This is a genomic window from Granulicella cerasi, assembly GCF_025685575.1.
Lineage (GTDB): Bacteria > Acidobacteriota > Terriglobia > Terriglobales > Acidobacteriaceae > Granulicella > Granulicella cerasi.
Window position 1 is genome coordinate 63,479 of the sequence record NZ_JAGSYD010000005.1, and the last position, 12,869, is coordinate 76,347.

Annotated in this window: 10 protein-coding genes; 3 read left to right on the forward strand and 7 right to left on the reverse strand. The window is 60.9% G+C overall.

Translation table 11 applies throughout. The annotated features are described in order from the left end of the window. Positions 1-271: 271 nt before the first annotated feature. Positions 272-583 (reverse strand): Rieske (2Fe-2S) protein, encoded by a 312-nt coding sequence (locus tag OHL11_RS15425; RefSeq protein WP_263372431.1) that lies wholly within the window; start codon positions 581-583, stop codon positions 272-274. Positions 584-667: 84 nt separating this feature from the next. Between OHL11_RS15425 and OHL11_RS15430 the strand changes: the two genes are divergently transcribed. After that, the gene (locus OHL11_RS15430; RefSeq protein WP_263372432.1) at positions 668-1,591 is read left to right on the forward strand and encodes an alpha/beta hydrolase; all 924 of its coding nucleotides are present in this window, start codon (positions 668-670) and stop codon (positions 1,589-1,591) included. A gap of 249 nt (positions 1,592-1,840) precedes the next feature. Here OHL11_RS15430 and OHL11_RS15435 read toward each other — a convergent pair whose 3' ends face one another. The 5 genes from OHL11_RS15435 to OHL11_RS15455 all read right to left on the reverse strand — a co-directional run bounded on the left by OHL11_RS15435 (position 1,841) and on the right by OHL11_RS15455 (position 10,004). Continuing rightward, entirely contained in the window at positions 1,841-3,115 is a 1,275-nt protein-coding gene (locus OHL11_RS15435; protein ID WP_390236380.1) for a DUF1501 domain-containing protein, read from the reverse strand. Between the two features lie 169 nt (positions 3,116-3,284). Beyond that, positions 3,285-5,528, reverse strand: coding sequence for a DUF1800 domain-containing protein (locus OHL11_RS15440; protein ID WP_263372434.1), 2,244 nt, complete (start codon positions 5,526-5,528; stop codon positions 3,285-3,287). A gap of 99 nt (positions 5,529-5,627) precedes the next feature. Continuing rightward, entirely contained in the window at positions 5,628-8,318 is a 2,691-nt protein-coding gene (metH, locus tag OHL11_RS15445; RefSeq protein WP_263372435.1) for a methionine synthase, read from the reverse strand. Further along, the gene (locus OHL11_RS15450; protein WP_263372436.1) at positions 8,315-9,412 is read right to left on the reverse strand and encodes a homocysteine S-methyltransferase family protein; all 1,098 of its coding nucleotides are present in this window, start codon (positions 9,410-9,412) and stop codon (positions 8,315-8,317) included. Before OHL11_RS15450 ends, metH begins: the two co-directional genes overlap by 4 nt. Positions 9,413-9,506: 94 nt before the next feature. Then, positions 9,507-10,004, reverse strand: a complete 498-nt coding sequence (locus OHL11_RS15455) for a NuoI/complex I 23 kDa subunit family protein (RefSeq protein WP_263372437.1) — start codon at positions 10,002-10,004, stop codon at positions 9,507-9,509. 120 nt (positions 10,005-10,124) lie between these two features. On the opposite strand from OHL11_RS15455, the gene OHL11_RS15460 reads away from it, so the two are divergent. Together OHL11_RS15460 and OHL11_RS15465 are read left to right on the forward strand one after the other, a co-directional pair. Next, positions 10,125-10,673 (forward strand): hypothetical protein, encoded by a 549-nt coding sequence (locus tag OHL11_RS15460; protein WP_263372438.1) that lies wholly within the window; start codon positions 10,125-10,127, stop codon positions 10,671-10,673. 187 nt (positions 10,674-10,860) lie between these two features. Beyond that, the gene (locus OHL11_RS15465) at positions 10,861-11,184 is read left to right on the forward strand and encodes a hypothetical protein (protein ID WP_263372439.1); all 324 of its coding nucleotides are present in this window, start codon (positions 10,861-10,863) and stop codon (positions 11,182-11,184) included. A gap of 27 nt (positions 11,185-11,211) precedes the next feature. On the opposite strand, the gene OHL11_RS15470 is transcribed toward OHL11_RS15465, so the two are convergent. Further along, complete coding sequence (locus tag OHL11_RS15470; RefSeq protein WP_263372440.1) at positions 11,212-12,822, reverse strand: hypothetical protein; 1,611 nt, start codon at positions 12,820-12,822, stop codon at positions 11,212-11,214. Between the last annotated feature and the right edge of the window lie 47 nt (positions 12,823-12,869).

Genomic DNA, 12,869 nt, shown 5'->3' on the forward strand with positions numbered 1-12,869 from the left:
GTTCAGGTGACGACTAGCGCCAGCTGCATACACGGTGGTGATGACGGTAGTAGCAAACACGGTGGCGATGCGGGTGGTGATACTGTGCTTCCGCCGGGATGGCTGCTGCCAGGGTCAGAACTGCCAATGCTGAGAGAATTACGCGCTTCATCATGAGGTCTCCTGATTTCAAAATCGATCGAGGCCGAGCGTGGTAAGCGCCAGCGTCCAAATAGTAAGAGTGACTTAGCCGCGGAAAGTTTGCCCAGCCATCGTATTTTCCTGTGGACATCTACGCGATATCGATGAGTACGTCATCGCCTTCGACACGCACCGGCAACACATCCACGCGGGCCTTCTCCGGTGGTTCTGCAATGCCCGACAGCGTATCGAATCGCCACGCATGCCACGGGCACACCACCGAGTCCCCTTCCAGCCAGCCTTGCCCCAGCGGAGCTCGGCGATGCGGACACCAGTTATCGAGCGCACGCAGCTCGCCATCAATCTTCGCCAGGCAAACGGCCACACCCGCCGCCTCGGCTTCCTTCACGCAGCCCTCTTCTGGCGCCTCGTCCGCGCCACACAATCTCACCCATTCCGCCATCGCTGCTTGCCCCTTCTCTCCGGTCTCGCTGTTCTAGCATGAGATGCTGAAGGAGGCGCTGCCGAACCGCGCCGCAAGCCACCGATGCCGAAATCTCCGAAGAAAACGCCCCCCGCAGCTCCCGTCAACACCTCGCCCTACGCGCTCACGCCTGAGCCACAGACCGTGGATCCCATGTGGCTGCTGAAAGCGCTCGGCGTGCTCGCGATCCTTGCCTTCGTGTGCGCCTATCTCTCCATCTGCGGTCTTTTCTGGAAGAGCCAGTGGCAACTCGTGCTGCACCCCTTCCACGGCGAGAAGCACACGCCTGCGGACGCGGGCCTGCTCACCGAGAACGTTAGCTTCGGACCCGACTCCAGCGGCCAGCCGCAGCTGCGCGGCTGGTGGATCGCCGCCGACAACACCAGCGCCACCGTGCTCATGCTGCCGTCCGGTGATGGCTCCGCAGGCGACTGGACGCAGCAAGCCAAGCTCTTCCACGACGCGCATCTGAACGTCCTTCTCTTCGACTACCGTGGTGTAGGACAGAGCCAGGGCCACCACCCCACGATGCAGACGATGCGCGAGGACGCCACCGCCGCGCTTGCCTTCCTGAACACACGACAAGTTGCGCGTGAGCAGACCATCGTCTTCGGCGGCGGCAGCAGTGCATCCATCGCCACGCAGCTCTGTGGCGATCATCACGACCTCGCCGCGCTCGTGCTCTTCAACGCCGACGGTGACTTCGCCGCGCGCGCGAAGGCCGATCCGCGCAGCCACATCGTTCCCTTTTCTCTGCTCTTCAACCAGGGCTTCCCTTTGGCCGATCCGCTGAACACGCTCGCCACGCCTAAGCTACTGCTCTCGCAGACGACGACAGCAGCCCCCGAGGTCTACAAGCGAGCCGCGTCCCCCAAGATGCTCGCGGAATTGCCCGACATGAACAGTCCCGCGTTCACCTCGACGCTCACACGCTTCCTCGACATGTACACCAAGGTGAAGACAGCGCCCGCCACACTGCAGCCATAAAAGGCGTGAGGGCCCCGGGATGTTCACAGGGCCCTCCGTAAAGGATGGGGAGGGTGTTGCAGATTGGGGAGGAAGAGGCCGTAGAAGGTAGCCTCGACTTTCGTACACCTTCTATGACGGTGCTTCGCAGAAAATGTTGTCAAGAATCCTGTGCAAACTTTCCGTAGTGACCTAACGTTACAAATCTCCGACAAACGACGAAGGCCGCCATCGCTGGCGGCCTTGTTCATGACTCGTTTTGATTGTTCACTATGCGGTGAAGTTGAGGAACTGTGAAGGATCCACCTTCGCTCCTGGAAAGACCAGATCAAGGTGACGTGAGCCGATTGATTTGTAAGCTGCCTCACCCAGCACGCGACGGAAGTCCGTCGTTACCGCAAGATCGCGCCCATCGTTCAACTGCTCGTTCGCTAGCCCCGGCCACTTGCCGTACACCTTGCCGCCGCTCACGTTGCCGCCCAGCACAAACATCACGTTGGCATGGCCGTGGTCCGTGCCACCGGTGCCGTTCTGTCGTGCCGTGCGTCCGAACTCGCTCATCGTCACGAGCGTAATGTTCTCCGCATCATCGCCCATATCCTTCCAGAACGCAGCAATCGTGTCGCCGAACTCCTTCAAGCGGTTCGCAAGCTGTCCGTTCGCCGAACCCTGGTTCTGGTGCGTGTCCCATCCACCGATGTCTGCAAACGCTGCTTCTACGCCGAGGTTCGCCTTCAGCAACTGCGCGATTTGCTTCATCGAGTTACCGAACGCAGCGTTCGGATAATTCACCCCAGCTGCAGGCTTGTACTTTGCAGGATCGGCCGACTTCAACATGCGCACCGCCTCGAACGTCTCCTGCCCTGTGCCATGCAGCATCGAGTCCGTGGACTCGTCATACATCGCCTGGAACGCGTTCGAAATCGGCGAAGTGTCCTTGCCGCGACCAGCCACCGAGAAGTCCGCGACGTTGGAGATCGCCACCGCAGGCAGTTTGCCTTCGAGTGTGCGCGGCACCTGTGTACCCAGCGCCACCGCGCGGAACGGTGAAGGCTTTCCAGCCTCCGAAGCCTGCGTCAGCGCACGATTCAGCCAGCCATCATTGGTGGCCTTCAGCCCCGGTGTGCCGGACTCCATGTAGTCCTGCGCGTCGAAGTGCGAACGCGTCGGATCAGGCGATCCCGCAGCATGGACCATCGCCATGTGCTTCTGATCAAACAGCGGCTTCAGGTTCGCCAGCGCCGGGTGCAAGCCAAAGAACCCATCCAGATCGATGAGCTCCTGCTGCTTCACCGCAATCGTCGGACGCATCGCGTAGTAGTTCTTCTCACCGTGCGGGATCACCGTATTCAAGCCATCGCAAGCGCCACGCTGGAAGATCACCACAAGCTTCTTCTTCGACGCCGCAGCCTTGTCCATCTCCGCATAGATCGAACGCGTCAGAAACGCCGGAATGATCGATGTGCCGACGAGCGCAAGTGCACCGCCTCGCATGAAACCGCGACGCGTTACGTTGCCGCGACGATCGGCATCGCGACCGTGCATGTCACAGCCCCAATCGCTCGAATCAGTAAACGGAAGTTTCGACATGGGTGGATCCTCCGCGAAGCGCCGTATGGGCAGCGCACGCCTTACTTAGTTGAACTCTACGCCGCCGGGAAAGTTGTTTCTAGGCCCAAGTTTTGTGACGTCGCATGAACACTTATTGATGCCACTACCGACGCTGAAAGTCCGGTGACCCCAGCAGCAGCCCCGCCATCGTCGCCAGCGGTGTTGCCGGCGGTCCCGCCTGCAGATTCAGACCCTGCCCGCGGTCCGCATTCTTCCCCGGCTTTCTGGCCACGACACGTTGCATCAACTCATCGGAAGCCATCTCGCCGTTCGGCGACATTCGCATCCCCGGGGGCATCGTTTCAGCCGCAAAGCTCTTCTGCGCTTCCTGGTCTACGGTCGGGTTCGCAAACTGCTCCAGTACGGTCGATCGCGTATGCGGCGCAGCAGGGCCGCCCAGTATCGCCAGCTCTAACTCCGCTTCCGTAGCAGGCGTCGGCGACATCGCATCAGCTTGCTTACCCTTGCCTGACATCGCGACGACCTTCGGCCAATCCATCGCGGTTCCCCGCACATGGTCGCCTGCCAGTACCAGCGCAAAGTTCATACGATTCACCAACGCGCCTGAGGAAACCCAATCCTCCGACTTCCACGAATACCCCTGCGGCGTCTGCATTCCATAGAGCGGCATCCCGAGGCGATCAACCGCCTGCACGAGCACGCCCGCATTCTCCACCTGAGCGTCGGAGGCCCGCAGGGCCGATACCATGAACTCAATCGGCGTCTTCAGCTTCGCGCGATAGACACCCGGCGACCAGAACTCCGGCGAGTGATACATCGTCGACATCACCGCAGCGATGTCTCCGTTCGTCTTGAGGAAAGTAGCGGCCATGCGGTCCACCAACGCAGGTGAAGGATCGTCCGCGACGAACCGCACCGCAAGCTTCTGCGAGACGAAGTGCGCCGTCTTCGGACTGGTCGCCAGCATATGCAGCACCGTCAGCCCTTCCTGCATACCGCCCTCAGGAATCGTGACGCCAAGCACGACCTTGCTACCACCTTCATGGCGAGCGGGGTCGAAGCGGAACTCGTACGGCGCCTCACCTTCATTCCTGCCTCCGTACGGCCGCGTCACAGTCCATCCGGTGAAGCACTTCGCGACTTCGATGACATCCTTCTGCGTGTAGCCACCGTTCACACCCACGGTGTGCAACTCCATCAACTCGCGCGCATAGTTTTCATTCAGTCCACTCGGCGCGCGCTTGGGCAACTGCGCATTGGGAAAGCGAGCCTTCACGCGCTGCACCCGCGTCGCGGCCAGTGAATCCGGTCCCACCGACAACCAGTTGTCGAGGTACACCAGCATCGCTGGACTCTGCGCCGTCGCCACGAGCATCTTCTCGAAGCTACCCAGCGCGTTCGGCAGAATCGCCTGCCGCTCATAGTCGTTCAACAGATAAGGCTGCGCCTGCTGCTTCTTTGCATACACCGAAAAATGATTGAGCCAGAAGTCCGTCATCACGGCCTGCAACTGCCGCTGCGAGTACACATCGCGCAACACGCGAGCCTCGAAGATCTCCGCAGCAACCACGCGCTCTGGATTGATCATGGCCGCAATCACCTCGCGCTGCCGCGGCGTAAACCCTTCCGTGATGCGCGCAGGCTGACGCGCTTCGATCTGCATGAACCTCAGGTTGTCCGCCGGAGCCATCGCCACGATGCGATCAAAGCGCTCCTGCGAAGGCAACGCCACCACGGCATCCGCTTGCATCAGCGTCATCGACGAACTCGGCATCGGCTCTTCAGCAAGCCGTTCCAACTCAGACTTGCGAGCCTTCGGTGCTGGCGTCGGCGCGCTCGCCATCATCGCATCGTTCGCAGCCATCTCTTTGGCTTCAGCCGGATCGGCGATCTTGCCCTTGCTCGCTTGCTGATGCAGAAAGAATGTGTAGCGCGCCGCGTAGTCGGCATAGATCGCATTCTCTGCCGGATCATCAAACTTCGGCAGAGGCGTGTTGCTGCCAAGGTAGTACTTCATCCGCAGCGGTGCCGGGAAGTTCACCAGCAGATCCGCTTGCGAAAGCTTCAGCGCAGGAAACGCCTCCAGACGCGCTTCAAACGCCGAGTCGTCGATGCGTTCAGGATGTAACTGCTGTTCAAACCAGCGGTCCAGGCCTTGCGACGCGACAGCCTGCTCATCGCCGGGACGCGGACCAAACGTGAAGCGGTTCAACGCGTGAAGCGTACGCTGTTGCGGGCTCAACGCCTGTGGCTTCTTCGCAGCAAGGTCAGCAGCCACCGCCTCCGGCACCAGCAGCGACGACACCATTACGGCACACAACGCCGCACGCGAACGCTCGCGCATCCATGAAACCCGCCCCCGTGAAACTTTGCTGTCAGCCTTCATTGCCGCATCTCCTGAGGAACTTCGTCTGCACGAATCTACCTCACCCAGACACGTTCGATCCCGCGAAGTTGCGTCACAGGCGATGAAATTCACAAGAGGCTAAGCGCCAGGCTCGTACCCCAGATTCGGCCCAAGCCAACGCTCCACCTCAGCCAGCGTCCAGCCTTTGCGTGCTGCGTAGTCCTCGGTCTGATCGCGATCGATCTTGCCCAGCGCCATATACCGTGCTTCTGGATGTGCAAAGTAGATGCCCGAAATGCTCGACCCCGGCCACATCGCAAAGCTCTCCGTCAGCACGATGCCCGTCTGCGCCTCGACATCAAGCAACTGCCAGATCGTACCCTTCTCGGTGTGGTCCGGGCACGCGGGATATCCGGGTGCCGGACGAATGCCGCGATAGCCTTCGCGAATCAACTCCTCGGGCGTGAGGTTCTCGGTCAACCCAAAACCCCAGTCGTCGCGCACCTGCTTGTGCAGCCGCTCTGCAAAGGCTTCGGCCAGGCGATCCGCAATCGCCTCGGCCATAATCGCCGAGTAATCATCATGCTCCGCGCGAAACCGCTCGACGATCTCCTTCAACCCGATGCCGCTCGTTACCGCGAACATGCCAATCGAGTCCTTCAACCCCGTTTCCTTCGGCGCGATGAAGTCCGCAAGCGAACGACACACTTCACCTTCGCGCGCTGTCTGCTGCCGCAGGAAGTGCAGCACCGTTCCATCGGCGAGCACCACGTCATCGCCCACCGCATTGGCCTCGAACAAGCCATACACGCCGCGCGCCGTCACCCACTTTTCGTTGACCATGCGCTCGAGCATCGCCCTGCCATCCGCGAGTAGCTTGCGCGCTTCCGCACCCTGCTTCTCATCGTCGAGAATGCGCGGATACAGGCCCCGCAGTCCCCATGCGTGGAAGAACGGCGACCAGTCGATGTACTCCGCCAACTCCGTCAGCGAGAAGTCTTCCAACACGCGCACGCCCGTAAACGAAGGCTTCGCCAGGTCCTCTTCGCGCCACTCAATCGGCGAACGCAGCTTGCGCGCCTCTGCAATCGGCAACAGCTTCTGCTGCGGCGCAGAATGCTGCTGACGCACAGCCTCGTACTCCGCCGCGTGCCTGGCCTTGAATTCCTCTGCGCTCTCTTCGCTCAGCAGCGAAGTCGTCACCGGCACCGCGCGTGAAGCATCAAGCACATGCACCACCGGCTGTGAGTAGTGCGGCGCAATCTTGATCGCCGTGTGCGCACGACTCGTCGTCGCACCACCGATCAGCAGCGGAATGGTGAAGCCCTGCCGCTCCATCTCACGCGCCACGTGCACCATCTCATCCAGCGACGGCGTAATCAGTCCGCTCAGGCCAATGATGTCGGCCTTCACTTCCTTCGCGCGCTCGAGGATCTTCTCCGCAGGCACCATCACGCCCATGTCGATCACCTCGTAGTTGTTGCACGCCAGCACCACGCCCACGATGTTCTTGCCGATGTCGTGCACATCGCCCTTCACCGTTGCGAGCACGATCTTGCCCTGCGCCTTCACCTCAACACCTGCAGCAGCCAGCGCGGCCTTCTCCTCCTCCATAAACGGAGTGAGATACGCCACAGCCTTCTTCATCACACGCGCCGACTTCACCACCTGCGGCAGAAACATCTTGCCCGCACCAAACAGATCGCCGACCACACTCATGCCCGCCATCAACGGGCCTTCAATCACCAGCAGCGGACGCCCGAGCTTCGCGCGAGCCTCTTCCGTATCTTCGTCGATGTAGGTGTCGATGCCCTTCACCAGCGCATGGCTTAGGCGCGCTTCAACCGTACCCGAGCGCCACTCCTCAACCTTCTTCTCTTCCGCTGCGCTCGTGCCTGCGCCAGCGGCCTTCAACGCTTCGCCAAACTCAACGAGTCGCTCCGTCGCATCCTCGCGTCGATTGAGTAACACATCCTCAACCAACACCTTCAACTCCGGCTCGATCTCCTCATACACCTCAAGCATGCCGGCGTTGACAATGCCCATGTCCATACCCGCGCCGATCGCGTAGTACAGAAACGCCGAGTGCATCGCCTCGCGCACCTTGTTGTTGCCGCGGAAGCTGAACGAGATGTTCGACACGCCGCCCGACACCTTCGCATGCGGCAGGTTCTGCTTGATCCAACGCGTCGCCTCAATGAAGTCGACCGCGTAGTTGTTGTGCTCCTCCATGCCCGTCGCCACGGTCAGGATATTCGGATCGAAGATGATGTCTTCCGGCGGAAAGCCGACCACATCGACAAGCAAGCGATACGCGCGTTCGCAGATGCGGATCTTGTCCTCATAGGTTGCGGCCTGGCCCTGTTCATCGAATGCCATGACAACCACGGCGGCGCCATACTTCAGCACCGTGCGCGCGTTGGCCAGAAACTTCTCCTCGCCTTCCTTCAGCGAGATCGAGTTGACGATTCCCTTGCCCTGCAGGCACTTCAGGCCGGCTTCGATGACCTCCCACTTCGAGGAGTCCACCATGAAGGGCACCTTGGCCACCTCAGGCTCGCTGCCCAGCAACTGCAGAAAGCGCGTCATCGCGGCCACGCCGTCGATCATGCCCTCGTCCATGCAGATGTCGATGACGTTCGCGCCATTCTCCACCTGCTGACGAGCCACGCTCACCGCGTCTTCGTACTTGCCTTCCTTGATCAGCTTCGCAAACTTCGGCGATCCCGCCACGTTCGTGCGCTCGCCGATCATCAGGTACACGCCTGGCTGCTGCGTAAACGGCTGCGATCCGCTCAACCGCAATGGCTTTGTCTCAACTACACTCACGCCGTCACCCACTCTCGTTCATAGCTCCGAGGAGCCACACCCCGCACAGCCTGCGCAATCGCGGCAATATGCTCCGGCGTATTGCCACAGCAGCCGCCCGCAATGTTAATCAGCCCATCCTTCGCAAAGCCACCGAGGAACCGCCCCATATCCTCCGGTCCAAGATCAAACCCCGTCTCCGACAACGGATTCGGCAAGCCAGCATTCGGATAAGCGCTCACAGCCGCGGTCTTCGCCTTGCCCGAAAGCTCCGTCAAAAACGGGAACATCAAGTCCGGCCCCAGCGAGCAGTTCAGTCCCACGCTCAGCGGCTTCACATGCGCCACGGCATTCCAGAAAGCCTCCGTCGTCTGCGCCGAGATCAACGTCTCGCCACCACGACCGACCGCTGCCGAAATCTGCACCGGCAACTCCACACCATCCTCGTCAAACACCTCACGCACGGCCACCAGCGCAGCCTTTGCATTCAGCGAGTCGAAGATCGTCTCGACCAATAGCGTGTCCACACCGCCCGCAATCAACGCGCGCGTCTGCTCCTTGTAAGCCGTCAGCACTTGATCAAACGTCACCACACGAAAGCCCGGATCATCCGCATCCGGCGAGTTCGACAGGCTCACCGTCAGCGGCCCAATCGCGCCTGCGACAAAGCGCTGCACACCCGTGTCATTCGCCACGCGGTCCGCCCACTCGCGACACTGCCGCGCGCTCGTCTGATTGATCTCCCACGCAAGCTCGCGCAGCATCGGGTTCTCCAGCACCGTCTGGTAGAACGCAGGGTCCTTCCGCTCGCCACGCTCACGCGGGTCTTCCACAAAGAACTCGCTCTGCGAGATGCTCGTCGCGCCAAACGTATTCGTCTCGATGATGTCCGCGCCAGCCTCAAGAAAGCGACGATGAATATCGCAGATCATCTTCGGCTGCGTAATCGAGAACAGATCGCCGTTATTGAGCAAGTCCTTGTCCGCGTCCGCCCAACGCTCACCGCGAATGTCCTTCTCGGTCATTCCGTACGTGCGGATCGTTGTGCCCATCGCGCCATCAATGATCGCGATACGCTCTTCCATCAACTTCGCCAGCGCGTGCTTTCCAGCCATTTCAGAAATCCTTCCAAGCAAAAGGCGAGCCCCGAAGGCTCGCCGCTGGTGTGGTCTTTGCTAAACCCTATCCCCTACACCCTAAACCCTCGCCTTACGCGAGAACTTCCGCCTTCTCCTGATTCGACTTCGGAAGCCCCACCGGAATCTGCACCAGCAGGTCTTCCTTGCGCATCACCATCGTGGTCGCGTTCAGGCTCGCCAACTCGAAGCCATGTCCGTGGGTAATCGCGTCCGTCGGGCAAGCCTCAACGCAATAGCCGCAGAAGATGCAACGGTTGTAGTCGATGTTGTAGACCTTCGCATAGCGCTCAGCCGACGAGATGCGGTGATCGGTCGTGTTGTCCGCCGCTTCGATGTAGATGCAGTTCGACGGGCAGGCCGCTGCGCAGAGGAAGCAGGCTACGCACTTCTCCAGGCCGTTCTCGTCGCGCTGCAACTGATGCTTGCCGCGGAAACGCTCCTGAAACTGCGCGCCACGCATCGGCCCCTTGCCGTCAGGGTAGTTTTCTACCTCGGTCGGCTTGAAGGCTTCGCCCAGAGTGATGGACATACCCTTGGCAATGGCGGCGGCGTTGCGAATAATCGACATGCGAACAGTATAAGGCTTCCCCCTGCTGATTTGTCACACCCACCCGAGCACTTTCCCCGTCGCGGGCTTGCTCACCGGCTAACTTGTTGACTCGCTTTCCGCGTCTATATCCTCATGCGCATGAAGCTCTTCTCCGCCGCCCTGCTCGCCACGCTCGCCTTTGCTCCCTTCACCCACGCGCAGGAGCCGCAGCATCACGACGACGCGGCGCCGATGCCGATGCACAAGCCTGTTCCGGCCTCGCACTCGCTCAACGTCATCTATCAGGGCCGCGTCACCAACCTGACTGTCGAAGATCTCCTCGCGCTTCCGCAGCACACTCTGCACGTCCACAACGCGCACCGCAACACCGACGAAAGCTACTCCGGCCCGCTGCTCATCGACGTTCTCGCCAAAGCCGGCATGACCGTCACGCCCGAGACCGAGACACTTATCAAGCACTCGGCCCTCGTTGCCACGGGCACCGACAAGTACTACGTCGTCTATGCTGCCATCGAAGCTGCGCCGTCGTTTTCCAAGGGACAAATCATCGTCGCGGTCATGAAGGCCGGTCTCCCCGATGAAGAAGGCGGCCTGATTCAGCTCATCAACGACTCCGACAAGAAACCCGCCCGCTGGGTGCACGGCCTCGCCAATCTGACTGTCATGTCGCTCCAGCAGAACCCATAACCTATGATCAAACGTTGCCTGGTCGTCCTAGTAATGATGCTCGGCTCTGCTGCGACTTACGCAGCAACGCCAAAGACGCTCCGGGCGTTTCCTCCAGCAACGTTTTCACGAAGACGAGGAGGGACGCCCGTCTTCCTACTTTCAGGCGGTCGAAACAACGCTGGATGGTAAGAGTCCAGTATGGATCGTGTATATCTACACGCCGATGAACTGCGGTACTGGAGGGTGCGGCGTGATGGTGCTGCAGTCGGAAGGCGAGGCATTCCGCATACTTCTCAGCACCACGGTGACGCAAATCCCCATTCGCAAGCTCACCACCTCATCCCTGGGCATGGCAGATCTGGGAGTCGATGTAACCGGAGGCGGTCGAGTCATCGACCATGAGGCGCGGCTTCGATGGAACGGCACGAAGTACTCACCCAGCAACCCAAGTATTGCTCCGGTCTGCCGTCGTTGTGCGGGAACCACGCTGATTGACGAAACGACGCCGAAGCAGAAGCTCCATCCATAACCCCCGCCTAAAGCCCGAAGGCCGCGCTTACTTCAGCGCGGCCTTCATCATGCCAAACTCCCCGATCCACGAGGCCAGCCCCGTCACCGGGCCGCTCGCCCCTCGCATCTCGTCTCGCGCATCTCGCTTCGCCTGCATCATCGGCCCACCTGCGGCGGGATTTGCTGCTTCCACCTGCTCGCGCATCGCACGCGCCGTGGGCAGGTCAAATCCCTCGCTCACCCAAACCGAGCTGCCCGCACGCACCAGCAACAGGTCGCCCTCGCGCGTCGAGTACACGCGCTCATTCTCGTCCTTCTCCTCCGCCTGCCGACGCTGCAACCCGCCATATTGGCGCGGGAACTCCTGATCGAACACCGTGAAGAAGCTCTGCGCTGAGCTCTCATTCTTCCAATGCGAAAGGTACAGCAGGCCAATCGACTTCGTGGACTTCTTGTCCGCTTCGCTCGCGTCCTTCCGCTGTGCAGCGAGGTACACACCACCGGCCCAGTTCGGCGCCAGCGCCTCGGCCAGCGGACGCCCGCCAAACAGCTCCGCCGTCATCCGCACATCCAGTTCGCCCATCACGCCTACGTCATACGGCAGCCAGCCCTTGGCCTTCAGTGTCGGATGCAGGTCCGGCAGATGCAGCACCGGCACAAGCGCCTTCGCCAGATAAGTGTCCGGGTGAAGGACCTGTGCGCTCGCCGATGGCGGTGCATCCAGCACGCCCGCAAACCCGCGCTGTACGCCCTTCTGCGACACCACCGAGGCCTCAAACAACATGCCTTCGCGATACGGGAAGAGCATCGCCTGCTGCAGTACCAGCGGAGCGCGCGACAGGATTGGCGAGTCCGACGAGTCGCCCGCTCCGCCTGCGAGCATCGTCGCCATCTGCGGAACATCCTTCAGCGTCTTGCCCTGAAAGCCGTGGGTGTCAAGGTAGTAGTCGGCGAAGGTCACCATCGCCTGGCCCTCCAGCACTGCCTCACGAGCTGTGCCCGCTTCGTCCGTCGCGATGTGTTCGTTGTCTTCCTTCACATTCTTCGCGAGACCGTCGGGTTCGGGGTCCTGCCACTTGCGCAGGTTCATCCGCTGGTCCTGCAGCGCGTGCGTCAACTCATGCGCCAGCACCGGCTTCTGCTCATCCACAGGAACCCAATCCAGCAGCGTCATCTGCTTGGTCTTGTTGTCGTAGTAGCCCGCGATCTGCTCGGTCAGGAGACTCAGCAGGAACGGACGCAACTGGAAGTCGCGGTCCAACATGCCGAACTTCTTCAACACCAGCTCCGAGCGCTCCATGCGCTTGTTGCCCTTGTCTTCATCGAACTTTGTGCGCAGCTCGCGGTTCACGCCATCACGCGTGGCGAAGACGAGCTTTACCGGCGTATGGATCGCCAGCCCGGAGTCCTTGCTGACGAACTGAAAGATCTGCTCCTTGCTGGCTTCGATATCGCGCTTCTGCGCATCGGTCAGCTTGCCATCCACCGCGATCGAGGTCTGCCCGGACTGCAGCACCGGCGGAGTGTCCACGCCCTTGGGCGCACCGCTCGCAGGCGTTGAAGAGTTCGGCGTCTTTGGCGTTTCCACCGCCTGAGCCCCAGCCACACCGCCATATAAACCACACGCCAACACCAACGCACCCAGACGCTTCGACAAACCGCCTCCTACAAACTCTTTCCTTGGACGAGTGTACCCATACCGAC

What these genes read in the sequence shown, in the direction of transcription:
- OHL11_RS15425 (WP_263372431.1), bottom strand. Translation starts at nt 583, where the DNA reads ATGGCGGAATGGGTGAGATTGTGTGGCGCGGACGAGGCGCCAGAAGAG.
- OHL11_RS15430 (WP_263372432.1), top strand. Translation starts at nt 668, where the DNA reads ATGCCGAAATCTCCGAAGAAAACGCCCCCCGCAGCTCCCGTCAACACC.
- OHL11_RS15435 (WP_390236380.1), bottom strand. Translation starts at nt 3,115, where the DNA reads ATGCACGGTCGCGATGCCGATCGTCGCGGCAACGTAACGCGTCGCGGT.
- OHL11_RS15440 (WP_263372434.1), bottom strand. Translation starts at nt 5,528, where the DNA reads ATGAAGGCTGACAGCAAAGTTTCACGGGGGCGGGTTTCATGGATGCGC.
- OHL11_RS15450 (WP_263372436.1), bottom strand. Translation starts at nt 9,412, where the DNA reads ATGGCTGGAAAGCACGCGCTGGCGAAGTTGATGGAAGAGCGTATCGCG.
- OHL11_RS15455 (WP_263372437.1), bottom strand. Translation starts at nt 10,004, where the DNA reads ATGTCGATTATTCGCAACGCCGCCGCCATTGCCAAGGGTATGTCCATC.
- OHL11_RS15460 (WP_263372438.1), top strand. Translation starts at nt 10,125, where the DNA reads ATGAAGCTCTTCTCCGCCGCCCTGCTCGCCACGCTCGCCTTTGCTCCC.